This is a genomic window from Endozoicomonas sp. SCSIO W0465, assembly GCF_023716865.1.
In the GTDB taxonomy this organism is placed as follows: domain Bacteria; phylum Pseudomonadota; class Gammaproteobacteria; order Pseudomonadales; family Endozoicomonadaceae; genus Endozoicomonas.
Map to the genome: position 1 here is coordinate 2,604,052 of NZ_CP092417.1, position 24,327 is coordinate 2,628,378.

At 48.0% G+C, this 24,327-nt stretch carries 21 protein-coding genes; 12 read left to right on the forward strand and 9 right to left on the reverse strand.

Annotated features, from left to right (window positions below):
* Nucleotides 1-71 precede the first annotated feature (71 nt).
* The 6 genes from MJO57_RS11265 to MJO57_RS11290 all read left to right on the forward strand — a co-directional run bounded on the left by MJO57_RS11265 (nt 72) and on the right by MJO57_RS11290 (nt 5,552).
* Entirely contained in the window at nt 72-1,880 is a 1,809-nt protein-coding gene (locus tag MJO57_RS11265; protein WP_252025373.1) for a hypothetical protein, read from the forward strand.
* Nucleotides 1,881-1,935: 55 nt separating this feature from the next.
* Nucleotides 1,936-3,273 (forward strand): transposase, encoded by a 1,338-nt coding sequence (locus tag MJO57_RS11270; RefSeq protein ID WP_252017304.1) that lies wholly within the window; start codon nt 1,936-1,938, stop codon nt 3,271-3,273.
* Nucleotides 3,274-3,439: 166 nt separating this feature from the next.
* Nucleotides 3,440-3,937, forward strand: a complete 498-nt coding sequence (locus MJO57_RS11275) for a hypothetical protein (RefSeq protein WP_252025375.1) — start codon at nt 3,440-3,442, stop codon at nt 3,935-3,937.
* Nucleotides 3,937-4,590: a hypothetical protein gene (locus tag MJO57_RS11280; RefSeq protein ID WP_252025377.1), complete on the forward strand. Its 654-nt coding sequence runs from the start codon at nt 3,937-3,939 to the stop codon at nt 4,588-4,590. The genes MJO57_RS11275 and MJO57_RS11280 overlap by 1 nt, the downstream gene beginning before the upstream one ends.
* 22 nt (nt 4,591-4,612) lie before the next feature.
* Entirely contained in the window at nt 4,613-5,101 is a 489-nt protein-coding gene (locus MJO57_RS11285; RefSeq protein ID WP_252018121.1) for a transposase, read from the forward strand.
* Nucleotides 5,070-5,552, forward strand: coding sequence for an IS1595 family transposase (locus MJO57_RS11290; protein ID WP_252026893.1), 483 nt, complete (start codon nt 5,070-5,072; stop codon nt 5,550-5,552). Before MJO57_RS11285 ends, MJO57_RS11290 begins: the two co-directional genes overlap by 32 nt.
* Nucleotides 5,553-5,798: 246 nt before the next feature.
* On the opposite strand, the gene MJO57_RS11295 is transcribed toward MJO57_RS11290, so the two are convergent.
* A complete protein-coding gene (locus tag MJO57_RS11295) occupies nt 5,799-7,076 on the reverse strand; it encodes an IS4 family transposase (protein ID WP_256491593.1) in 1,278 nt (425 codons plus the stop codon).
* Nucleotides 7,077-7,401: 325 nt separating this feature from the next.
* Between MJO57_RS11295 and MJO57_RS11300 the strand changes: the two genes are divergently transcribed.
* From MJO57_RS11300 to MJO57_RS11310, 3 genes are all read left to right on the forward strand, one after another.
* Nucleotides 7,402-8,172 (forward strand): hypothetical protein, encoded by a 771-nt coding sequence (locus MJO57_RS11300; protein ID WP_252025379.1) that lies wholly within the window; start codon nt 7,402-7,404, stop codon nt 8,170-8,172.
* Nucleotides 8,169-10,028 (forward strand): hypothetical protein, encoded by a 1,860-nt coding sequence (locus MJO57_RS11305; RefSeq protein ID WP_252025381.1) that lies wholly within the window; start codon nt 8,169-8,171, stop codon nt 10,026-10,028. Before MJO57_RS11300 ends, MJO57_RS11305 begins: the two co-directional genes overlap by 4 nt.
* A gap of 97 nt (nt 10,029-10,125) precedes the next feature.
* Nucleotides 10,126-10,359 carry a hypothetical protein gene (locus tag MJO57_RS11310; protein WP_252025383.1) on the forward strand — a complete coding sequence of 78 codons (234 nt, stop codon included), beginning with the start codon at nt 10,126-10,128 and terminating at the stop codon, nt 10,357-10,359.
* A gap of 16 nt (nt 10,360-10,375) precedes the next feature.
* On the opposite strand, the gene MJO57_RS11315 is transcribed toward MJO57_RS11310, so the two are convergent.
* Nucleotides 10,376-11,323, reverse strand: a complete 948-nt coding sequence (locus tag MJO57_RS11315) for an NYN domain-containing protein (protein WP_163369599.1) — start codon at nt 11,321-11,323, stop codon at nt 10,376-10,378.
* Between the two features lie 135 nt (nt 11,324-11,458).
* Between MJO57_RS11315 and MJO57_RS11320 the strand changes: the two genes are divergently transcribed.
* A complete protein-coding gene (locus MJO57_RS11320) occupies nt 11,459-12,499 on the forward strand; it encodes an IS1595 family transposase (protein ID WP_252017335.1) in 1,041 nt (346 codons plus the stop codon).
* 452 nt (nt 12,500-12,951) lie between these two features.
* Nucleotides 12,952-14,229 carry an IS4 family transposase gene (locus MJO57_RS11325; protein WP_256491693.1) on the forward strand — a complete coding sequence of 426 codons (1,278 nt, stop codon included), beginning with the start codon at nt 12,952-12,954 and terminating at the stop codon, nt 14,227-14,229.
* A 3-nt stretch (nt 14,230-14,232) separates the two neighbouring features.
* On the opposite strand, the gene MJO57_RS11330 is transcribed toward MJO57_RS11325, so the two are convergent.
* A complete protein-coding gene (locus MJO57_RS11330) occupies nt 14,233-14,406 on the reverse strand; it encodes a hypothetical protein (RefSeq protein ID WP_252025385.1) in 174 nt (57 codons plus the stop codon).
* Nucleotides 14,407-14,956: 550 nt separating this feature from the next.
* Here MJO57_RS11330 and MJO57_RS11335 point away from each other — a divergent pair.
* The gene (locus MJO57_RS11335) at nt 14,957-16,615 is read left to right on the forward strand and encodes a transposase (RefSeq protein WP_252017470.1); all 1,659 of its coding nucleotides are present in this window, start codon (nt 14,957-14,959) and stop codon (nt 16,613-16,615) included.
* 4 nt (nt 16,616-16,619) lie between these two features.
* On the opposite strand, the gene MJO57_RS11340 is transcribed toward MJO57_RS11335, so the two are convergent.
* The 6 genes from MJO57_RS11340 to MJO57_RS11365 form a co-directional block, all read right to left on the reverse strand.
* The gene (locus MJO57_RS11340) at nt 16,620-17,426 is read right to left on the reverse strand and encodes a DUF2971 domain-containing protein (RefSeq protein WP_252025387.1); all 807 of its coding nucleotides are present in this window, start codon (nt 17,424-17,426) and stop codon (nt 16,620-16,622) included.
* A 395-nt stretch (nt 17,427-17,821) separates the two neighbouring features.
* Nucleotides 17,822-18,343: a hypothetical protein gene (locus MJO57_RS11345; RefSeq protein WP_252025389.1), complete on the reverse strand. Its 522-nt coding sequence runs from the start codon at nt 18,341-18,343 to the stop codon at nt 17,822-17,824.
* A 148-nt stretch (nt 18,344-18,491) separates the two neighbouring features.
* A complete protein-coding gene (locus MJO57_RS11350) occupies nt 18,492-19,073 on the reverse strand; it encodes a M48 family metallopeptidase (protein ID WP_252025391.1) in 582 nt (193 codons plus the stop codon).
* A 134-nt stretch (nt 19,074-19,207) separates the two neighbouring features.
* The gene (locus MJO57_RS11355; RefSeq protein ID WP_252025393.1) at nt 19,208-22,285 is read right to left on the reverse strand and encodes a type I restriction endonuclease subunit R; all 3,078 of its coding nucleotides are present in this window, start codon (nt 22,283-22,285) and stop codon (nt 19,208-19,210) included.
* A 79-nt stretch (nt 22,286-22,364) separates the two neighbouring features.
* A complete protein-coding gene (locus tag MJO57_RS11360) occupies nt 22,365-22,685 on the reverse strand; it encodes a restriction endonuclease subunit S (protein ID WP_252025395.1) in 321 nt (106 codons plus the stop codon).
* Nucleotides 22,686-22,716: 31 nt separating this feature from the next.
* Nucleotides 22,717-24,287, reverse strand: a protein-coding gene (locus tag MJO57_RS11365) for an IS3 family transposase (protein ID WP_252017319.1) whose coding sequence is annotated in 2 segments (ribosomal slippage) — nt 22,717-23,813 and nt 23,813-24,287 — 1,572 coding nt in all. Because the reading frame shifts where the segments join, the coding sequence is not laid out codon by codon here.
* Nucleotides 24,288-24,327 lie beyond the last annotated feature (40 nt).

The window sequence follows — 24,327 nt, forward strand, 5'->3', positions numbered from 1 at the left end:
GAAGTTTAGTCGCCAGATAGCAGTAGGGCTCCACTTAATTTTTCAGGATAAAATCTACAGTTTTCAATTGGTTGTGTTTTTGGACGAGAACTAGCTATATCGCCCTTGGCAAATGGCAGGATATTCGTGATCCCGGTAATGGGCAGATGACTGGTTCTGGAACCGGCACCATTCTGTTTGCAACCGGCTCGGCAGCGATTACCCTCGATGCGCTGCCTGATCCTGACAGTGCCATTGTATTTAGCTATGTGGCGCAGAATGATGATGAAGTAACCATTCGCACAGGCTCGGTGCCGGTGGATGATATGACCTTCCGGCATACCGTCGAGAAGCCCGGTATTAAACCCGGCTCAATGACAGTGACGTATGTTTCCTCCGGGGAGAATAAAACCCTGACCGATCAGGCTAATGGTCTGCTGACGGGCGATGGTAGCGGCGCTATTCATTACGCTCCCGGCGAGTTGAGCTTTAAGCTGGATAACCTGCCCGATAGCGGCACCGAGATTCAACTGACCTATGAAGAAGGCACCAGTGCTGGTGGCGAGGTTATTGTGGCTGTGGATGGTCAGGGCGTTATGAGCGGCACCATTCCGGGGGCTCCCTTGCTGCCAGGTTCTATCCAGCTGCAATTTCTGGTCGAGCAGCTGTCCAACGTTCCCAATGGCGCAAGGCAGGAGGATGACTGGACAACTTATGAGACCACCAGAAATGTCGCCAAGCAGGTCAGCGATGATACAGCGGGAGGGTGGCGGGGGGTGACCGGCACCATTGATTACCAGACAGGCGCCTTTACCATTCTGGCTTTGCAGGATTACTCCTATCCAGAATGGCGGGTTTCAAGAACGTATAACAACGGTTACATCAGAAAGGTCGAGGCCACCAATACCACCAAGACCCAAACCTTCAATGGCAGCACTATTACCGCCATTGCACAGGCGAGCAACCTCAGTCATGCGCCGTATAACGAGAATATTACCTCGCCAGAGCTAACCATTGATCTGTTGCCCTTGATGGACAATGTCGTTTTGCTTCCCGGCAGCGTGGTCTTTGAATGGAATGGTGAAACCTACTATGACCGGGATGGTTCCCTCTATAAAAACCTGAGTACTGAAACCAATGCCGGTGTTCAGGTCGGCAGGGTGGATTACAGCGGGGGAATGGCGACACTGGCCAGTTATCCGTCCGGAACCGTCAACACGGCCACCATTCAGGCAGCGGCGACCATTGGCGTTGGCTTCAAGATCGATGCGGTGGCCTTCCGTACTCCCGGCGCTCCAATCCGTCAGGGCAGCTTGCAGCTAACGGCGGTGCGGGTGGATAACGGGGATATTATTACGGCGACAGCTGACTTTAATGGCGAGTTTGATACCGCAGAAGTGGTCGGGAGCATCGACGTGACTACTGGCTGGTGCGAGATTCAATTTATCGATGGAAACTCTCCTGAAAAGAAGCCGATTTACGTGATCCCGCAAAGTGTCCGTTACAACTGCGTGGTGGAAACCAGTCTGCCGTTGGATGCTGAATTGATCGGCCTCGACCCGGTGCGTCTGCCTCCCGATGGCAAAGTGCCAATCTATCGAGCCGGGGATATTGTGGTTATCAGTCATACGGCCACCACGGATGCTGGCACGCCAACGGCAGGACAAGTGATTAACCTGGCTCGTGACCATCAGGCAGAAATAGTGGTGGAAGATAGCGCAGGGGCTCTGCTAGCCAGCGATCAATACACCGTCGATAGAGAGGCAGGCACCGTTACCTTTGCTGATCCGTTGAGCCTGATTGATGCTAACAGTAACCCGCTATCGGCACCCTATACCATCAAGGATCGGGTGGAGCACATGAGCGTATTAAGCGATGTGCAGATCAATGCTCGACTTTAGAGTTTTAAGAGCACAATAGTTCCGGCGCATAATCTGCTAAAAGCAACCATCCCCAATGACGAAATTCGAGATGGTTGCCATGCTCACTTCAGATCATCAAGTAATCCTCAGGGAGCTCGCTTCATATACAACCTTTCTTGCTGGAGCGCTATCATCAACTGCAGTACCAACGTTCTGCGAACTGCTGTTCGGTTGCATGCTTTCAGCCGACGGCTTTGTTACACAGGCGTTGTTAACAATTGATTTTCATTGTGTGTGGAGCAGCTACCACCACTGGCTATCTCAGGGCAAGTGGCAATGGAAGAACTTGGCACGCCACTTGATCCGTCTGGTCTGCTCCAAAGCTCCTGAGAATCAACCTGTGGTCCTGGGGCTTGATGACTGGGTAATCGAACGGTTTTCCGACAAAGCCCCTGCTTGTCGTACACATCATCAACACAGCAAGAAACGCAATCGGCCGACGTACATCTGGGGGCAGTGTTGGGTTTCCCTGGCCATCATATTTGAGCGGGCTGCAGATGAAGTATTTACCGCCATACCGGTGATCTCATTTCCGACACCAGCTTCAGGTAACACCAGCAAACTGAAAATTGCCGTGGCCATGCTCAGGGTGGTACGCAATGAAGTGAAGGATCGAGTGCTACGCCTGCTAACCGATTGCTGGTATATGAACTGGACACTGATAAAGCCAGCTCTGGAAATGAACATAGAAGTTGTTGGTCAGATACCTTCAAATCGGGCCCTCTATGCTTTGCCGCCAGCACCCACCGTAAAGAAGCGAGGGCGCCCAAAAAAGTACGGCATCAAGATGACGACAGAACAGGTTAAGAAACTGCCGGAAGAAAAAGCAACAGTATGGATGTACGGCAAATTTCGCAAAATACGTTATCGTACCCTGATCTGTCGCGCCAGATTCCTTAAAGGTCGTGAAGTACGCGTCGTCTGGAGTCGCTTTGAAAATGACAAAGGTCTGACCGAAAGCAGAATATTCATCTCGACCAATCCGGAACTTGAGGGACTGGAGGTGCTTCGTGCCTATTCCCGGAGATGGCCGGTAGAGCCAATGTTTCACCAACTCAAACATGCTTTTGGCTGTTGCCATTTATGGCAGCAGAAATTGCGAACACTGCTTCGATGGATGCATTTGAAAATGGCAGGCTATGCATTATTGCAGTTATTAACCGTTTGTAAAAATCAGGCATGTCTGAATATTTCTCGGATACCCTGGAGAAGCCCGGATACAACCACTGCAGGCATGATGAAAATTGCTCTTTCAGGAATTATTCCGAGGTTCTCTATTCGCAAGGGCTGGAACAGATATAAGCAAAAATATGAGTTCAATTTTCGCGATCTGATCGACCAGTTAATACCGGATAATTCAGAAGCAGCATAACTAAAGGCTTTTAGGCAAAAAACGGAAGTAATAACGAACTTGGAAAAACAGTTCACTGATTTCGGCTTGCTTCACTATAAAAAGCTGACCGAATTATCGTTTTATACAGACTCTAAAGTCGAGGATCAATGGTGATCTGTCCATTATCTCCCCGGTGCCGTGGGATTTGCCTGCAGGGGAAACCTCGGTCAGCAGTGCTGTCGTATATGGCGATCTTCAGGCGAGAGTAAAAAACTTTTTTAGCCAGAAGGTATGGGACAACGGCGATCCAAACTGGACGGATTACCGGGAAGGCGACCAGACAACTGCCCAATACAACACCATCAACTACCCGGTGGAAGTGACCAACAAGGGCGCTATCTATGGCAAATGGGCGATCATTTTTACCAGCAGTACTGCCTTCCAGATTGTTGAGGAAAAACTCGGGATCATAGCAACCGGCAGCACAGCAACGGATACCGCACCGATTAACCCGGAGGCAGGAGTGCCTTATTTCACCTTGAAAGCCGATGGTTGGGGCAGCGGTTGGGCAACGGGTAATGCGATCCGCTTTAACACTGACGGATGCCTTGCGCCTGTTTGGATTTGTCGGACGGTGCTGTCAGGGCAGGGTACGGAAACAAACGACGATTTTACACTACAGATTCGGGGGGATGCAGACTGATGACGGTTCAATTCTATAGTTCGGAAGACGCCGGTGCGCCACAGCTTGAAGTGACCCGAAATGTCGGCGGGAATTACCAGAATTCTATTGATAAGGTCATGGATGCGATTCTGGTGACTGGTTACGGCAGCAAGCCGGGTTGTGGCTGGACAAAAGAGATGAGCTCTGACGTTCCTGACAGCAATCGTACCGTTTATAAAAACAAGTCAGCGAATCAGGACGATATGTTTCTTCTGGTTGAAAGCGGTAAAGAAAACTCGCTGACGATTCGGATGCAGATAGCGGATGTTGTTACCGATCCTGAAACCTACAGTGGTTACAGTCAGGTAGTCGCCGGTTGTCAAACGCATGGAGGGCAGCAGTATTGGATGGCTGTGGGTGATGAGCGAACGATTATTTTTCTGTTTTATAGCTGGTACGTCAGGAATAACTCTAACGGAAGCTCTTATTTGCCTTACTGTATTTATGCCGGTGATTTTGAGATCGATGAAGGCAGCAATCATAAAGGTTGGGGATTGCTCAGCAGCTATATGCTCAAAGGAACCTTGGATACCGTCACTCATCCCGGTGACAACAAGGGAACCTTTGGAATTGACAAAAAAAATTGGCTCTTTTCGAATTCCGAACTGCTGAACTATCCTTGGTGGATATAATTAGCCATCGCCAGCATTGACCATGAATATAGGCCGAATCTCAGATCTCATCAGTAATGACACCTGCTTTGAGATGATCCGTGAGAACCGCTGGCCAGATGGCACTGTTCTCTGTCCGCACTGTGATTCTGAGAATGTCAAAAAGAATGGACACGACAATGTGCAGGTAGAGTGCCAGCACTATTACTGTAAGTCCTGTAAGCGCTACTTCGATGACCTGACAAATACGGTTTTCGCAGGACACCACCGACCACTCAAAGTCTGGATTGCCTGTCTCTATTTAATGGGGCTGAACGTCTCCAACAGCCAGATAGCTCAGGAACTTGATCTGTGTGTCAGTGATGCACACCATATGACCACAGTCTTACGAAATGGTGTTGTTGACCGAAAGCCTGAAGTGATTCTTGATGGCGAAGTTGAATTCGACGAGGTCTACATTGTAGCTGGTCACAAGGGACACCCTGAAGCATTAAAAAAATCTGGATCGTCCACCGAGAAAAAGAAGGCTTAAAGGCGCTCCGGGCCGTGGGACTCTTGAAAAAGACAAACCGCCGGTATTGGGAATGATTCAAAGGGGAGGTCAGGTCATTATCAACATGCTGTCGAACGTTAAGAAGGCGACAATCGAACCATTTATCAAGAAACACGTAGCCCCACAGAGCCAGATTTATACCGATGAATACAACATCTATGATGACCTTGAAAGCTGGGGCTTCAGACATAAAACGGTCTGTCACGGCAAAGGTGAGTATGCTCGTGATGATGACAAAGACGGTATTTACGAGGTGCATGTTAATACTATGGAGGGGTTTTGGTCACTTCTACGCTCGTGGCTAAGGCCTCACAGGGGAATATCCCAAGAGGCTTTACCCCTTTACCTTGGCTTTTTTGAGTTTTTGCATAATATTGGCCGAAGAGGCAAAAGTCTTCTTCAGCCCTTAGTCAACTTGCTGGTTACATAGCAGTCTGGAATTGGAAAAGAGCCAAAAAATTATACGTTCAGACCGTTTACACAGATACCCGGTGAAGCGTGGTCAGAAAATGGAATAACAATTAACCTTGCTGCTTTCGAAGGAGGTAGTGCGAATTCAGTTGAACGAAGCGCTATCTTTTATGATGTTGCAGACTTTGAAGCAAATGCCAAGGCAAGAAGTCCTTGGTTTATGCTTTTTGGGGCAAACCATATATACCGATTCTTAAGGTAGACATTAAGCTCCACCCACTGCACAGAAGCCTAATCTTGTACGCCCTGAACAACCATCCCGTGCAGGGTGTTCTCGTTTCGCATTATTTCCCCAGAAGTCCAGTAGCTTTTTAATGCATGAGACCAATGACTTTCCTGCATTTATCAACGATGAAATCACATTACCAAACAGGTGAGTCCCACTTTTCATCACCTTGTGCGTCGAGATTTCCTCAATGCTCCCACTTTCACAGAGGTTCGCCTGTGCAGCATGGGCAAGGTACCTTTTCAACGTCACAACCACAAAGGACATCAGAATCAGGCTAAACACCAGTGTCGCTGATTTGGTGTTAAAACGATGCCACCCTGAATAGGATTTGATCTCTTTGAAAATCAGCTCTATCTGCCACCGTAGACGATAGGCCTGGAGCACATCACTCAAGGTGAACTCCACCCGGTTCAGGTTGGTCACAACGAAAACCCACTTCTGTTTTTTGTCATTCCAGCGGACAACCAAGCGGAATGGCCAGGCTTTGAATCCCGGCCATTCTACATCCAGGTCGAGGCACTGGTCTTTGGGGAAGCCAGACAGTACATCCTTCAGTTTTTGTCCTTTGTAGCGATTGAGATTCTTGCCATCCTCCCGTACCGCGCTGAGTATCGTCGGGTTGATACTCTGAGGTGCCTTGCAGATAAAAGAACCCTCCCTGTCATCAATAGCGGCAAAGAGTTCCAGCTCAAAATAACCGGCATCCATTAGCATCAGGATATAGGCCATGGATGTTGGCAGTGGTGGCAGACAGTCTCTTTCTGAACGGGTATCTTCAGTCAGCTGCACCCGCACCAGGTTGTTGGTGAGAAGATCCATTGTCGTATGAAGCTCGACGGCAGCAGGACTGACCGTTGAGAACCTGCCGGGAAATGCTTCTTTCAGGGCATCATAGACAGCTTGTGACGAACCGTCCTGAATCAGAATGTGCTCAAACTCTGAAAATGGACTGTCTTCATCAAACGCCATGACTTTGCGGGAAAATATTTCCAGACACTGCACCCATAGCCACAGGATAAGAGTAGGCAGCGCGTCCTTTTTAGCTTGATTTGCCCAAGAACGATAAGAGACATTCAGCCCCGTCAACTCGTTAAATTTACGGTGTAGATCCGCCTGGGTATCGCAGTTTCCATCACCAGCGAGGGCATCGATCAGTGAGAGGATAAAATCCAAAGGACGGATATCTCGCTGTCGTATAGTAAAACCAAGCTGTTCCGCCATACTTAGGAGTTCTGACCGGTCGAAACAGGTCAACAGTTTTTTTCAACTAATCTACTATTTGCAGTACTCATCTTGTTCAGCCATTGATAATGGTTTCGAAGCTTTATTGTGGCTGTTCAAGGTGGGTTCTGCCGCCGGAAACGAACCTTTTTTGAGCTTAATGTCTACCCTAAGTATACCGATTAAGAGGCGCTTACTCTTTTTATCCGTGGCTACGCACAGCGAATTCCAGTAATAAAAGAAACTTTATGGAAATCGTATCTGTTAATGGACATGACTATCTTGCCTTGCCTCAATTCAGTAATCAGCCTTCTGACAGGCCATTGACGGTTTATGTGCAAGTGTCAGGAGACTGGTAATGCTTCAAATCCCTTACGAGTTCTATCCAAAGGAAATCACTTATCAGCATCAGATCAAGGCCAATATTTCAGTGGATGGTTTACCCTACAACGGCAGTGCAGAGTTGTTTATGAATGGAGCTACCCGTTACGTCATTGGTTCCATCATCCAAAACGGCGTGGTGCATTTTCAATATCTCCCGGATTCCTTTGGCACTAAATCGTTCTGCTTTCTAATATACAAAGATGGTCGTCCATATATGAGCGATCTGATTACGGTAGATAACGTGATCATTTACGAGATAGCCATCAGCACCAGCGGAGGCGGCGGTGCGCCAACCGGCGACCCGGCTACCATCAGCGGCAAGGTAGAGCGGGTGCTGGACAATCAGGCCGAACCCGCAGCAAGGCAGCTGGTGGCCATTGAACACAAGCCCGATGGTTCATGGGCGGTGACCGGCAATACCACCAGTGACGCTGAAAATGGCAGCTATACACTGGAAGTGCTGACCGATGGCGGCGATACCTTTGTGCTGGCGGTTGATGAATACGGTGTGCCTTTTACCGCCACCGCTTCAGTCGTCCAAGGTGAAATCATTCATCCTACTGTTCCCAATGGCCATGTTTACCGGGTGGAGGCAGGCGGCACCTTGCCAGCCACCGAACCGACCTGGTGGATTGATACCGGCACCAATCATACCCGCACCATCGAAGGCGGCATTACCCTCCGGGCGATTCCATTTTATCGGCCTCTGTCTCACGGTCCGATCAAAGCAGAGCCTTTATCATGAGTTATGAGGTTCCAACGGGGGATTTAGACTTTCGGCTGACTGGCGCTCCCTATACCGTGTCATCGTCGGCTATTGCTTACTTTTCCTTTGACGGGAGACCGTTGGTTTATTTTGCACCGCCTCCCGGTGTGATTCGCCCTTATAAAAGCCAATGGCAAGGGGCACTCAGTCGGCAGCAGGGCTTTTCTGCGGGCTATTCCACCAGTCGGCCTGTTAGTACTACCCGGCGGCAAAGTAGTCAGCAGGCAAAGCCTCTGGAAGCCACACCGTTTGGCCTGTTTTGGGGTGCTGTGGCTAAAAAGGAAGTTAAAGTCAGTTTTAGTCATGGCCAGAGCCAGAAGAAAGAGTCGACAGCCAGTGACCGTTGGCAGCAGTCCGAGCGGAAAGATAGCGGTAAGAAGAGTGCATGGGATAAAAGCATTAAGTCGCAGGATCAGGGGCAATCCTCACCGTGGAACCTTCCGCCGGAGCGGGATAGCAGTGTATCCGAGGGGATGCAGTCAGTTGATCTGTACGGTTCCAGAAAGTGGCAAAGCCCTGCTTACATCCATCCGCAGCAGCCTCTGAACTTTACCTTCCGAGATAGGGAATACCAGCCACAGACAAACGGCTCGGTATTTTTCCAGATTGGTGCCTTTGAAAAAGAAGTCATCGCTGTCCCTGTGGATAGCAAACGACGCTTTACCTTCCAGAGCAACCGAGCCGAAGATCAGCCGGTCATCCTGCCGTGGGGCTTCGGTCAGAAAGCCAGGGATGAAACGGTAACCGGCAACTATGGCGGCGAGATAGACCCGGAGGTCATTGAAAAGCCGGAGCCGGAACAGCCAGAGATCAGGGAGAGTTATCTGCTTATGAACATCATCACTGCCGTGGTATTGCCTGCCCGGACACCACTGGAACTGCCCTCAATGGAGATTAGCTTGGATATTGATAGCTTCTCATGGAGCTTTACCGGGCAGCTGTGGGGCGCTTCCAATATCGCACTGGTGGAACCGGACGAGAACGGTCCGAAGCAGATCGAGGTGGATATCAATGGCTGGAAGTGGATCTTCATTATCGAGCGTTACAGTACGGATAGACGCTTCGGGGATGAGCGTTACACCCTCTATGGCAGCAGCCGAACCCAACTGCTCGCAGCGCCTTATGCGCCACAACGAAGCAAGAGCAACAGCGCTAACCTCAACGCCAAACAGGCTATCATCGAAGAACTGGCCAATACCGGGTTTACAGCCACCTATCCTGACCTGAATGACTACAGCACACCGGATTGGATTATGCCCGGAGGCTCATTCAGCTATCAGAACCAGACCGCTATGCAGGTAGTGGCCAAGGTCGCAACCACAGCCGGATCAGTGATTATCCCGAGCCGTGATAATGACCAGGTGAGCATTCAACCCCGATACCCGGCCAGCCCTTGGCACTGGAATACGGCCACGATGGATAAGATCATTCCGGCCAGTATGGTTATTAGTTTGAGCGCCAACTGGCGACCGGAGCAGGCTTATAATGCAGTCTATGTTTCCGGGACTAATGCTGGCGTGGCGGTCAACGTCAAACGAACCGGCTCCAATGGCGATAACCCGGCTCCCGATATTCTGGAAGACTGGCTCACGGAAACGCAGGTCAATACTGAGCGAGGCCGGAATGAGCTGGCTAAGGGTGGCAATCAGAGCATTACCACCATCGAGCTGCCATTGACCGACACCAACACAGCACCCGGGTTAATTGAGCCGGGTATGCTAGTCGAGGTTCAGGATATAACGGGAGACTGGCAAGCCCTTTGTCTGGCGACCAGTATCAGTGCAAGTGGCGTGGGAACCGTTATTCAATCGGTTGACTTAGAGCGCCACTATTAGAATAAATGCCCGGAGGGAGTTTCTCCGGGGCTTTGCGCCTGCTGGATATGGATGAACAACAGTCACATTCAAAAGACTAGCACAGGGATAATTAACAATGGCCACCACGAATATCTGGCAACAGTTTAGGGCTCTGCTTCCTGATGACGTACGGATCGTTGCTACCATTACTGGCAATAATGGCAACGGCACCAGTCAGGCAAAGCTTCGGAATGGTTCGGTTATTACGGTTATGGGGGAGTCTGTGAGCGTTGGAGAGAAGGTGTTTATTCAGAGTGGGGAAGTAAAAGGAGCTGCGCCGAATCTGGCGCAGTACGATGTGGAAGTTTAAGACAAGACAATTCTAATCAAGAAACAGCCATAACCAGGGCAACTTTTCCATTTCTTGTAGCATTATCTTCTGCCTCTGGATCGGGCTTCTTGCTGACCGTAAAGGTAAACCTTTGCCCTACTTTGAAGCGGTCGTCTCTTTGCTCCTTAGTTACATTGGTTTTGCAGAAATAATAATCATGCCCATCATCACCTTCAATAAAACCGAAGTTTCCACACCACCTTTTCATGGTTCCATTTAATGTATTTTCAGTGACTATCTCTGCCTTTTGAGCAAGCGTGATAAAGCACCTGTCACTAGTTTCTTCAGTAATGGATATAATCTCAGGATGATTTTTAACCAGTTTCTTTAAACTGGCAAAGCCATAACTCCTGGGATCGAAGGCAGGGTCAAAGTCTTTTAATGATTTACCTAAATCACCAAGGTAAATTTGTTCATCGTTGGATGAGAAGCTGTTGTATGCCTTGACGAGAAGTTCTTCCAGCGGCATATCAGATTTTGTGGTCTCAAAATCATTTTCATTATTTGCGTCTGGAAGATTATCGTAATAAACATAGCTGTGGCATGCAGCAATTAAGTTTTTAGCGGGTGGCTCTCTGCGCCCAACACCCAGAACATACTTGCCCATTTCTCTGATTCGCTGAGCCAGAAACTGAAAGCCATTGTCAGACGAAGCAATACAGACGGCGTTAATTTCAGGTGTTTTGGTTAGAATTTCCACCGCATCCATGATCAACGCATGGTCTGCAGCATCCTTACCATAGTCAAACTGTTGAATTGGTCTTGCCCCGTTAAGGTGTAAAATCTCCTTCCATGAAGATCGTGCAGGGTTCGTCCAGTCTGCATAGACTCGCTTTACCGCAATACTTCCCAGCCTTTGTACTTCCTTCAAAATCCCGGAAAACTGTTTAGGGCTGCAATTTTCTCCATCAATCAGAACCGCAAAATTTTTTTGGTTGATCACTTACTCTTCCTTAAAGTCGATTGACGGTCACTGTCTGCGCTGCCGGGCATGAATGACGCCAAAGGTTACGGCTAAGTTACCGTTAATGGTTGAATCAGCTAAACTCCCATAAAATCTACGTTGTAGGGGAGTGATATGCAATCTGAACTCTTCCAGAATTTTATTGATTCCATTTCAACATTAACCAGTGAACAGCGAGACATTCTTAACAACTCGCTCCTTAGTACTCAAATAGAGGTTACCGAGGTAGTAGAAACCACTGACTCTGAACCTGTTTACAGTGAATCTATACCCAATAACGATAATGCAACACCTGACGTAGAAAAGAGCATACTTGCCCAATTTGCCGAAAACCCCAGGTGCCCCAAATGCAAAAGCCATAGCGTTGGTCGCTGGGGCATACGAAATGGCCGACAGCGCTACCACTGCAAGACTTGCGACTCAACGTTTAACGCCTTTAGTGGAACGCCTTTGGCAAGGCTCAGGCACCCTGAAAAATGGAACAAGTACCTCGCAGGTATGACTCACTCTATGGTCTTGCGACCAGCTGCTGCTGAGAATGCCATTGACTTGAAAACTGCGTTCCGCTGGCGTCACCGCTTTCTTGAAGTGATTAATAATGATCAAGCAGAAGAGCTTTGTGGCATTACTGAGCTTGATGAAACATTTTTCCGTGAATCCTTCAAAGGGCAAAGAGAAGGCCTTCCACGGCCAACCCGAAAGCGGGGTAATGATCCCAACAAAGCCCGAAAAGTCCCGGTAATGGTGGCTCGGGACCGTAATCGAAATACCGTTGACGGTGTATTAGAAAACGAAAGTGCTAATGAATTGTGCAGGCATTTAAATGGCCGCATATCGATACAGGCCACGGTCTGTGCGGATGCACACCTCGCTCACGAAAAACTTGCTGACAAGCTTGGATTTGTCTTCAAGGAGCTGGTGACATCAGCAGGTCAACATGTTGTTGAAGGCATCTACCACATCCAGACTGTAAATTCTTATCACAGTCATTTAAAACGCTGGATTGGCGGCGTATTCCAAGGGGTTGCAACTCGTTACCTTCCCCATTATCTGGCCTGGAGGCGAGAACTGACGGCAGCAAAAAAATTAACTGTTGGCCGGTTGATCAGCAGAATTACTGAACATTGGTGCTTCCAACCATTAACGGTAACTTAGCCAAAGGTTACCGTTATAAGTATAAGGTAGGGGTAAGTACATCGAAATCAAGGGGGAGCAGGCTACTGTCGGTTAGCTTTTTTTGATCCTGGTCAAACCGAACACGTTTTCAGTACTTCGCAGAATTCGGTTCAGCGGCTTAAATGTCTGCTGAATATTCAGGCGGTTTGCCCTCTCATCAAACCGGTAAATCTGCCGGAAAAGTCCTTCCAGTTCTTTTATCTCCTGATCGGAGATATTGTCCCACACCTCAAAGTATGAGAAGTGCGTCCACTCGCCATCTCGGTTCCGCTTGTGGCTGAACAAGCGCTCTTAGGGTAGACATTAAGCTCAAAAAAGGTTCGTTTCCGGCGGCAGAACCCACCTTGAACAGCCACAATAAAGCTTCGAAACCATTATCAATGGCTGAACAAGATGAGTACTGCAAATAGTAGATTAGTTGAAAAAAACTGTTGACCTGTTTCGACCGGTCAGAACTCCTAAGTATGGCGGAACAGCTTGGTTTTACTATACGACAGCGAGATATCCGTCCTTTGGATTTTATCCTCTCACTGATCGATGCCCTCGCTGGTGATGGAAACTGCGATACCCAGGCGGATCTACACCGTAAATTTAACGAGTTGACGGGGCTGAATGTCTCTTATCGTTCTTGGGCAAATCAAGCTAAAAAGGACGCGCTGCCTACTCTTATCCTGTGGCTATGGGTGCAGTGTCTGGAAATATTTTCCCGCAAAGTCATGGCGTTTGATGAAGACAGTCCATTTTCAGAGTTTGAGCACATTCTGATTCAGGACGGTTCGTCACAAGCTGTCTATGATGCCCTGAAAGAAGCATTTCCCGGCAGGTTCTCAACGGTCAGTCCTGCTGCCGTCGAGCTTCATACGACAATGGATCTTCTCACCAACAACCTGGTGCGGGTGCAGCTGACTGAAGATACCCGTTCAGAAAGAGACTGTCTGCCACCACTGCCAACATCCATGGCCTATATCCTGATGCTAATGGATGCCGGTTATTTTGAGCTGGAACTCTTTGCCGCTATTGATGACAGGGAGGGTTCTTTTATCTGCAAGGCACCTCAGAGTATCAACCCGACGATACTCAGCGCGGTACGGGAGGATGGCAAGAATCTCAATCGCTACAAAGGACAAAAACTGAAGGATGTACTGTCTGGCTTCCCCAAAGACCAGTGCCTCGACCTGGATGTAGAATGGCCGGGATTCAAAGCCTGGCCATTCCGCTTGGTTGTCCGCTGGAATGACAAAAAACAGAAGTGGGTTTTCGTTGTGACCAACCTGAACCGGGTGGAGTTCACCTTGAGTGATGTGCTCCAGGCCTATCGTCTACGGTGGCAGATAGAGCTGATTTTCAAAGAGATCAAATCCTATTCAGGGTGGCATCGTTTTAACACCAAATCAGCGACACTGGTGTTTAGCCTGATTCTGATGTCCTTTGTGGTTGTGACGTTGAAAAGGTACCTTGCCCATGCTGCACAGGCGAACCTCTGTGAAAGTGGGAGCATTGAGGAAATCTCGACGCACAAGGTGATGAAAAGTGGGACTCACCTGTTTGGTAATGTGATTTCATCGTTGATGAATGCAGGAAAGTCATTGGTCTCATGCATTAAAAAGCTACTGGACTTCTGGGGAAATAATGCGAAACGAGAACACCCTGCACGGGATGGTTGTTCAGGGCGTACAAGATTAGGCCTTTGTGCGGTGGGTGGGGCTTAATGTCTACCTTAAGAACAAGCGCTTGCGAAGCTTCCCTTCGCTGGACATGCCTACATAAACTACATTGTAGTGCTTCCCCTGCTTACGATAGAGGGCATAAATACCCCGTATGCCTTTGGGGACAAGCTGCATACTGGTTTTACTCTCATCCAGATCTGTAATGGGGCGATATTCCAAAGCAGACTTAATCAGGCGCATCAGGCTTTTCAAAATTTGCTCATCCTTTGTGAGCCTTGGTTTTTATTGGTAGCGGAAGATTAGATAAAATCTTGATGGATGAGCTTATGATGCAAGGATGGGAGCTGCGCCGAATCTGGCGCAGAATGAAGTGGAAGTGTAAGACGATCAGATCAAGACTGCGGTTTCCCAATCTCGGTTTCTTCATTTCAACATTTAAAGCAAATACAGCCCTATTTAGCCCAGTGAAAGTTAACCATTTTTGCGAACCGCCTATTGCGAACTCTCATGCCGGATAGTGTGGAAAGGGCTTGAGAAAGACCAGCTCTTACCCGATTTATATACCAATTTGCTCAGAGAACTTCAATGTATAAAACTCATCATTCAATTCAGCTCGCCAAAAATCTAAATAGCCTGTTTGACGAAAATATCCCAGGCTCAAGTTGTTAAAGTCGAATAATGATTTATAGCCAATTATAATCGAAGATACGTAATTTCTCAAAAAGTGCTGGAAGCAGGATAATTTCGGTCAGTCGTCTATCCTCTCACCATGGCTTTTCTAGAACACCAGCAGTTACAACCTGAAGATCTACTGAGATTCATCACTCAGCAGCAAGAGCAGATCATTCAGCTCAAAGAGCAGATAGAATTGCTTGAAGCAGAGATTCGTCGTCTAAAAAAACTGCCCGCAAAGCCTGACATCAAACCAAACACCAAACCTCCCGATGATGACACCGGCAGCCCTGATGGAGATCCATCCGCTCCTGAGGGTAACGATGGAGCCAGCCCAGACACCTCGTCAAAGCAGAAGGTTAAGAAGCCCAACGAGAAAACCAGAAAGCAGCGTAAACAGCCCCGAAAGCCATCGGCGGAAAAATCCATACCCATTGCTGCCACTGATGTTCCGGAGGGATCAATCAGGAATGGAACCACCCCTTTTCATGTTCAGGAACTGACAATACAAACATCCAGTATTGAATATCTTTTAGAGCAATGGGTGACACCCGATGGACAAACCATTACGGCCAAACCGCCAGCCAGCCTTCATGGACATCATTACGGGCCAATGCTGCAGGCCTACGTTCTGCACCAGTATCATGGTTGCTCCGTTACCCAGCCAGAACTGCTGGACTGGCTATGGGACATTGGAATCTCTATTTCCAGCGGGGAACTCAGCCAGCTTCTGACGAAAGGACACGAGCAGTTCCATGCTGAGAAAGATGAGCTGTTGACTACAGGTATTCGCTGTTCAAGTTATATCCAGACAGACGACACGGGAACAAGGCATAAGGGGAAGAACGGTTACTGCACCATCATCAATAACGAGTCCTTTGCCTGGTTCGAGAGCACAGACAGCAAAAGCCGGGAAAATTTCGTAAGCCTACTGCACCGCCCATGGTCAACTTACACGTTCACCGACGATGCCTTGATCTATCTGGAAAAACTGGATTACCCCAAAAAGTGGCTACGCGTTCTTAATCCATACAGAGGCGTCACCTTCCTGAGCCATGAAGCCTGGGAAGAATGTATGAAAGACCTGAGACTAACTGGTAGACGGCGCCAGCAGGCCAGTGAAGCCATGATTTATGGCAGCCTGATACAGCATGGAGCAGGACATCTTACCACCTTCAGTGATGGGGCAAGGCAGTTCGACGTTTTCAAACACAGCCAGTGCTGGATACATGCAGAGCGAGGGCTGGCAAAAGTTCATCCGGTCAATGATCAGCAGGCCATGGCTCAGAAATGGCTTCGGACATGGTTCTGGGCCATTTACGATGACCTTAAAGACTTCAAGACAGAGCCAACTGAAAAAAAGGCAATAAAAGTACGACAGGGGTTCCAGGCGCTGATCCAAACCCAAACGTGCAGTGGGCTTCTTCAGGATGCTCTGTCAGGGTTGGCTGTAATCAAGGAAGAGCTATTACTGGTTCTGGATGACCCGAGCTTACCGCTGCACAACAACCTGAGCGAGAGTCAGATACGAGAATATGTTAAACGACGAAAGATCAGTAGTGGGACGCGAAGCGATTTGGGGCGGCAATGTCGCGACACCTTTGCCAGCCTGAAAAAAACGTGTCGCCTGTATGGTCTCTCTTTTTGGGATTATCTGAAAAGCCGACTAATGGGCGATGGGTTATTTCCGAGATTGAGTAACCTGATTGAGGAGGCTTCACGTCATCTTCCGTGTGGTGCTGCCAGCAGTTTTTGAGAAATTACGAAGATACTGAGTTAGAAGCCAGCTTGAATAGGTATAGATTTCTATAATTTTCAGAAAGCTCTGCAAGAAGTGACGCATACAACTCTCTTGATGTCGAGTCCAAGACTTTGTTCAAATGAATAGTATGTTTCACTTCATCTTGAATTTCTTCTACTTCATAGAAATTAGATTTAATAATATCATTCAAAGCTTTTTTACTGGAAATTTTTTCTAGATCATAAACTATTACTTTATCCGCTTGCTCGAGCCTTAGTGTGATTCGATGCTCTTTCTCATATATCCACTCATCACTTTTTTGTTGAAAAATTTCAAATAAAATTCGGTCACAACCTTCAGCACTTATATTTGAATAATCGAAGTCATACATGTCGACTTTATAGCGTGGCTGTTTTCTATATATAACGGGGTAACAGTCACCTCTAAACAGTTCAAACCCTTCTAGGAAATTCGTATTTCTCATTCTAAGTTTGAACAAATTCTCGAAAGGGTGAGATTTATCAAAACAGGATGTGTGAAAACCTAGTATTACGCCTTTGTGTTCGTTTGCATAATGAGACCACATTAGTAAATTATCTTTTGACTCTGTAAGACTAATTACACCTACCTTATGTTTATTCTCATCAATGTACTTTATGAACTCATCACCGGTTTCAAAGTCAAAATTTGAAGCTAACTCTTTGAGGCCTTCAGAGCTGTAAACAGCCTCAAAAGGATCATTTAATGCAGAAAGTTGTGTAGCTCGAATAAAACCATCTTTAAGAATATTTTCAGGGTTTGAAACATATTTATATAACATTCTCATTTATATACACATCACCCTCTATTGAAACATAATGCCTAAATCAGGGACGCCAGAGGCATCGCTTGAATTTATTTGGGTACACTCAGCATGGATATGAACTAATGGCGTGGAAGTCCCCTGTGGGTAAACAGCATTGGATATGGAGCTGAATGAGCCCACCGATGATAACCACTAGCTTAAGGCAATTGCAGTACCGATAGGGGTTGTGTGGAGAAAGCCCTAGTGCAATGCGAGCCGATGAACAGAAATCGCATAAAAGACTGAGTCCAATGAGTGTGCCCAAGATTACAAAACTCTTTGGTTTGAGGGTTACTGTAAATGCGGTGGTTGTGCACTGACGGTTCACACCCTTATCCTGGAAAGAATGACTGTAAAGAAACAAGACCTTGCCAGAATTAGCTGTTTGCTGCCTCTTTGTGCAGTATTTTTTGTTGTGGCACTTCAGCTTTCTTTTCCAGCCTTGAGAGTTGCTGCTCCTGACTATGGAGATCTTTCACTACAACCGTAACACATGATGAAAAAATGGCGATGCACGCAGCTATGACAATACCAATAATTCGATCCTTTCTTTTTTCACTTTGTTCACTGAAGTAGAAGTCAGTTTTTACCATGCAGTGAAATTTTTCAGATTTTAGGTTAGTACTGTTTGTGAATTTAATCCCCTCTATCATTACCTCATGCTTATTCTGCATCATGGCATAAAGAGAGTATGCAATGGTTCGTTCACAATTTTCTGAAATATTCTTATCATCGCTGTATAAGCTTAATTGAATGTATTTATCCTTCATGAGAAAAGACAAAGGATAATAATCTCTATGGTCATTAAATCTTTTTTCAATAAATACATCTATTTCATGAGCTGAAAGCTCCCTGCATTTATGGATTTTCTTTAATATATTAAGTATTGATTTTTTCATAAGATGTTGATGTTTATTAGCGGCTAACCCTCATTGGATCAACTCATCCAAGTGTCTGAGAGCAGATGTATATAATTTGGTTGTGCAAATACCAAGTGCCAAAATATTTAATTATCAATGAAAATATATTGTTGCTCAAAAAGTACCATCAATACCCCCAATCCTCATACCTTACCGGCAAACTATTCAACTCATCCCGATAACCGCGCCAGTTCGGCATATACTGTTCCATCAAAGACTTAAACCGCTTGTTATGAGAAGGCTCCAGCAAATGCACCATCTCATGCACCACAATATATTCCAGACACAATGCCGGTTTTTTTGCCAATTCCAGATTCACCCAAATCCGGCCCGCAGCAGGGTTACAGGTACCCCATTTGGTTTTCATCTGCTTAACACCAAACTCGGCAACCTTCACACCCATCAGTTTTTCGTAGTGTTCAATAATCGGCGGCAGCCGCTCCTTCAGCTTTGCCCGGTACCATTCCCGCAAAATCGCCAGTCGCTTATCCGGGTCTGTGCCGGGGCGCACATAGAGCGTGATCGTATGGTGGCCTAAATCCACCACCGGCGGCGAATCGCGTTCGACAATCTCTAATAGATAACGTTGCCCGTTAAAATAATGGCTTTCACCACCCACCATATCCCGTGGCGCTTCGCGCACCTGGGCTTGCAGTTTCTGCTGCTGCTTTCTGATCCAGGGCAGTTTGGTGATGATATAGGCCCGCAAGGTCTCCTGTTCGATATGCAGCGGTGCAGAAACCCGAACCTGACCTTTTCCGGTGGCAGAACGCTCAGGTGAACATTCTTGATATTCTTTTGCACCACCTCAATATCAATACCTCCTAACGTCATTTCGGGCATTCAGGCTCCTGATAAATACTCTTGCTGATTAGAGATAAGATTGAAAACACGAAACGTTTCATCCTCATCTTGCAGAATCTCATAGAGCGCATTGAGTATATAGCTCTCCTTGGCCTCATCCCCACGCCAGGCATCCATCAGATTGGCTCTAACTGCGGCATCCACTTTTAACACCAACGCCTCATCTTCACCCAGGTTATTGTAGAGCATACGCTTTGCCGGAGTATCCAACGCCGCAGGCATATCATCCTTTTGCCCGGTCACGACTTTGTTCGCCAGCTCGGCAATTTCCTTCAGATACTTTTCGTACTCAATGGCATTCTGCTTGCGCTGGCGAATCAGCTCATCAAGCAGTGTAGACATCTTGTCAAAATAGGCCGGGTCATTCAGCTGGCTCTCGATAATGCGGCTGCGTACGTTATTTTCAATGGCTTCCGACACCGCCTGTTGATTGCCCTTCATCCGCCCCAGTTCTGTCCGGATCGCCTCGGCCATACCACTGCGCACAATCACGTCAATCAGCGGCGTATCCTTGAACGGGGAAATCTCCACCGAATCATCCGCCTGAATATAAGTATCAATCAGGTGACGCATATCCGCTTCATAGGCTTTAAGGTCAATCACCTCATTGCTGGAACGGCGAATCAGCTCCCGCAGCTTCACATAAAAATCCAGCCGCTCTTTGATCTGCTCAATCCGTTTAGCGGTATAACCCGCAGCCACAAGTTCATCGGCAATATTGGCATAAGCCCGGATCAGCGCCACCGTCGATTTATAGAGCGCAGCCCGCAAAGGTTCTTTTGCCTTGAGGTCTGCCGCCATCTCGCTATTACCACAGAAGTAATGGATAAACTCCAGATCCCCCCTGGGCGGCGGCACCGGCTCACACAGCATCTCGATGGCTTCCAGGGCATTGTCCAGCCGCTCCCGACCTTCTTCCAGCCGCTGCTTGAGTAGAATCTCACAATCCTCTTCCTTAAAGTCGTCGTAATCCAGCTCACTGGTATAAACCGCAACCGCCTTGCCCACTTTATTAAACAGGTCTTTGTAGTCAATGATATAGCCGTTAATCTTATCTTCCGTATCCAGCCGGTTCACCCGGCAGATCGCCTGAAACAGACCGTGATCCTGCATGGATTTATCAATATAAAGATACGTACAGCTGGGCGCATCAAAACCGGTCAGCAGCTTATCCACCACGATCAGCAGTTTCATATTGGCCGGTTCTTTGGTGAACAGAGATTTAGCTTTGGATTCGTAAGTTTCGGTCTTGGTTTTGCCCGCTTCCGGCTTCACATCCTTCAGCAGTTGTTCATAAACCCGGAAGACAAACTCTTTATCCGTCTCAGTATTATTGCCGGTGCCTTCGGTGGCGATATCTTTGGTCTGCGGGTTATAGGAGGTAACCACCGCACACTTACCCTTCAGCTCCGTCTCCTGAAAAATCTGATAATAACGGCACGCCTCATAAATGCTGGAAGCCACCAGAATGGCATTACCCGACTGCGAGCTGAGCCGTTGTTTGGTATTGAAATCCAGAATGATATCGCTCACCACCACATTCATCCGAGAGCGGGCACTCAATACCTTTTGCATAGTGCCCCACATTTTTTTCAGTTCGGATTTCTGGTAGTCATTCAACGGTTTGGTTTTGGCGTCAAACCACTCATCCACCTTGCCCTGGGATTTCAGTCGCTGGTCAATATCCCGGGCCTCATAGACCAAATCCAGCACCACACCGTCTTCCACAGCCTCGTTGAACTTATAGGTGTGAATGTATTTGCCAAACACCTCAAGGCTGGTGGCTTTATCCTTTTTCAGCAACGGCGTGCCGGTAAAACCAATAAACAGCGCACCGGGCAGAATCGCCTTCATCAGTCGGTGCAAACTGCCGCTCTGGGTGCGATGGCACTCATCCACAAACACGTAGATATCCCCCACTGCATGGCGTTCCTGCTTGCCCAGTTCTTTGATATAGGCATCCAGGTCATCCACCTCCCGGCGGCCGAACTTATGCACCAGCGAGCAGATCAGCCGGGGTTTGGCCTGGCCAAGCTGGGCCATCAAATCACGGCCGCTGCTCGTGGTGGAGATGGCTTCACCGGCATCGGTAAACACCCGCTCAATCTGGTCGTTCAGTTCCACTCGGTCGGTAATCACCAGCACCCGGGCATCGGGCTTGTTTTCCAGAATCCACTTGGCCAGCAACACCATGGTGATACTTTTGCCACTGCCCTGGGTGTGCCAGATAATCCCGCCTTCCCGCCGACGGATATGTTCCTGTGCCGCTTTCACCCCAAAGTATTGATGCACCCGTGGCAGTTTTTTGATGCCGCCATCAAACAGTACAAAGTCGTACAGCAGCTCAATAAACCGCCGTTTCTCGCACAGTTTGCCCAGGTATTTATCCAGCTTGTAACCGCTGTTGTCCGCCTCGTCCTCTTTCCAGGTGAGGAAGAACTTTTCCGGCGTCAGGATGGTGCCGTATTTCAAACCCTCCGAATCGTTACCGGCAAAAACAAACTGGACGGTATTGAAAAAGGAGCGGATAAAATCGTCCCGCTGATTGGTATTGCTCTGTCGTATGGCTTTGCCCACGGATTCACGGCTGTTTTTCAGCTCCAGCACCGCCACGGCGATACCGTTGACGTAGAGCACCACATCCGGGCGTTTTTCCCGTTCACCAAAGACGGTGACCTCTTCGGCAATGGCAAAGTCGTTGTCTTCGGGGTTGTGCCAGTCAATCACCTGGACGGTTTCGGTAAGATTGCCTGCATCCGTTTTCACATTCACGCCGAAACGGAGCAGCTCATAAAAAGCTTTATTGCTTTGGTAGAGGCTTTTGCTCTGTTCACTGGCGGCGGCTTTCAGTTGGGTGACCGCCCGGCTGATGGCGGCGCTGTTGTAACCCTTGCCCACCAGAAAGCCCGTTAACCGGGTTTCTTCCACATTGCTGTTATTGGGGCGGTCTTCCCAGTCGCCCAGATAGTGATAGCCCAGTTGATCCTGAAACAGGGTTTTCACCACCCGGTTTTGGGTGGCCCGTTCGGGTTTGGTTACGGTACCGGAGCCAGCCATGGCGTTCTCCTTGAAAATAGGGGAAGTACCGGCAGGGTGTGAAAGTGTGCTGCCGGCGGTTGAAGGGGGTAAGGGGTGGTTAAACGAGGCGGACGGTGCCGGTGAGCAGGTTTTGCATCATGCCTTGTTTGAGAGTTTGGTGCTTAGCGAGCTTATCTTGTAGTACAGAAATATCATCATCCATACTTGCTAAGGCCGAAGATATTTTTTCTTGCTGCTTCTTTTGCCAGGGTACTGAAACCTTATAGCTCGCCACCTGAAGTTTACTGATTTCTAAGAATGTACTCCCACTACACAAACCAATAAAACCCGGTGTTTGCATCTTCAGTAGGTAAAAGAGGAACTCAAGATCAGTTTCAGCATTGGGTATGAAATTCTTAAAGCCTTGATTAGTTGTCATCGGTGTTTGTCAACATAGTTGTCGCCTCAACTTAAGCGGCTTTGCTTAGTTGATCATCAGCAGGTCTGTCGGGATTCAACCAGACTTCATCAGCCAGATCCCAGTTCCTTGTTGACCTCTTTCCCCAGCGCTCTGGGTGACGTTCTTTGGCTTGTTCATAAACCTTTCTGCGGTTAGCCATAAGCACCTTGGTTTCACCACGATGCCTTTGCCCGGGTGTCAGAAATTTCAGCCCACTGTGCTTGTGCTCTTCGTTGTACCATTGGGCAAAACCATGCACCCAGCTACGTGCTGCTTCAAGATCAGCAAATGGCGTGCGCGGATAACCAGGGCGGTATTTCAGGGTTCTGAATATGGCCTCGGAAAAGGGGTTATCATCACTGACCCGGGGACGACTGAATGAGCTCACGACCCCAAGACGCTGCAGTGTTGACAGCATAGTGCCACCCTTCATGGGACTACCATTATCTGAGTGCAGAACCAGTGGCCACTCCAAGGCTGCAATTCCCTGTTTGATACAGGCTTTAGTGATCATTTCTGATGCATGCTCAGCTGATTCGGTTTCATGAATTTCCCATGTAACAATCATACGACTAAAGATGTCTATCACCAGGTACAGGTAATAAAACTGCCCCCGTATCGGAGAGCGCAGATAGGTAATATCCCAGGACCAGACCTGGTTGGGTCCGGTAGCACACCAGGACGTTGGCTTATACCTGTTTGGCTTGGCAGCACTGCCCCGATGATGCTGTTGCCCTGTTTCCTCCAACACCCGGTAAAATGTCCTTTCAGACCCCATATAGAGACCTTCATCTAACAATGTGGGCACAATCTGGCTGGGCGGAAGGCTTTTGAACCGCTCGCTGTTACAGACGTCAACAATCGCCTGTCGCTCAGCTTCAGAAAACTTGTTAACCGGTTCTGGCCTGTCAGCATTTTTGCGATTATCTGCGCGCACGTCATCACCCTGCATCCAGCGTTGTACAGTTCTTTCTGTAAGACCAAGGGCTTTGCAGGCTTTTGACTGACGAGCCCCATCTTTAACTGCCTGTTTAATCAGGCTAACAGCATTTTGTCGATCCGGGAGAGAGACTAATCGTCCTCTGGCGCCCCCCAGATCTCTTGGGCCTTTTTTGTGAGTACCAGCAAGGCAGCAGTTTCTGCTAACGCCTTGTCCTTGCGATTGAGTTCACGCTCAAGCTTTTTGATGGTTTTCTTATCTTTTTTGTGTTCGTCAGACAGCGCCTTACGCTGTTTTGACTGACTTTCAGGCTGGACAGAAACACTGTTAATAAAGGCAGCCTTCCACTGCTGAATTTGTTCAGCAAACAGACCTTTTTTACGACAGTATTCAGCCATTTCTGCTTCATTTAACGCAGCCGTTTCAATGATTACGGCTAACTTGTTTTCAGTTGTCCATTGATCTGGATTCTTTCCGTCGCCCGGCACAGGCACTCCTTTAGATACTGCTTTCTTTCGCCAAGTGTACAGGGTCACATCAGAGATACCAGTCTCACGTACCAACTGCGAAACTGGCACATTATTGGGTGGCATCATCTTCTGAATGATGGACTCTTTGAACTCTTCTGAATAGCGGGCCATTGATTACTCATAGACCGCCCCCTGTTGAGATTTCTAATTT

Coding starts and splice junctions, on each gene's coding strand:
- MJO57_RS11270 (WP_252017304.1), top strand. CDS start 1,936: ATGACGAAATTCGAGATGGTTGCCATGCTCACTTCAGATCATCAAGTA.
- MJO57_RS11280 (WP_252025377.1), top strand. CDS start 3,937: ATGACGGTTCAATTCTATAGTTCGGAAGACGCCGGTGCGCCACAGCTT.
- MJO57_RS11285 (WP_252018121.1), top strand. CDS start 4,613: ATGAATATAGGCCGAATCTCAGATCTCATCAGTAATGACACCTGCTTT.
- MJO57_RS11300 (WP_252025379.1), top strand. CDS start 7,402: ATGCTTCAAATCCCTTACGAGTTCTATCCAAAGGAAATCACTTATCAG.
- MJO57_RS11305 (WP_252025381.1), top strand. CDS start 8,169: ATGAGTTATGAGGTTCCAACGGGGGATTTAGACTTTCGGCTGACTGGC.
- MJO57_RS11310 (WP_252025383.1), top strand. CDS start 10,126: ATGGCCACCACGAATATCTGGCAACAGTTTAGGGCTCTGCTTCCTGAT.
- MJO57_RS11320 (WP_252017335.1), top strand. CDS start 11,459: ATGCAATCTGAACTCTTCCAGAATTTTATTGATTCCATTTCAACATTA.
- MJO57_RS11335 (WP_252017470.1), top strand. CDS start 14,957: ATGGCTTTTCTAGAACACCAGCAGTTACAACCTGAAGATCTACTGAGA.
- MJO57_RS11340 (WP_252025387.1), bottom strand. CDS start 17,426: ATGAGAATGTTATATAAATATGTTTCAAACCCTGAAAATATTCTTAAA.
- MJO57_RS11345 (WP_252025389.1), bottom strand. CDS start 18,343: ATGAAAAAATCAATACTTAATATATTAAAGAAAATCCATAAATGCAGG.
- MJO57_RS11355 (WP_252025393.1), bottom strand. CDS start 22,285: ATGGCTGGCTCCGGTACCGTAACCAAACCCGAACGGGCCACCCAAAAC.
- MJO57_RS11360 (WP_252025395.1), bottom strand. CDS start 22,685: ATGACAACTAATCAAGGCTTTAAGAATTTCATACCCAATGCTGAAACT.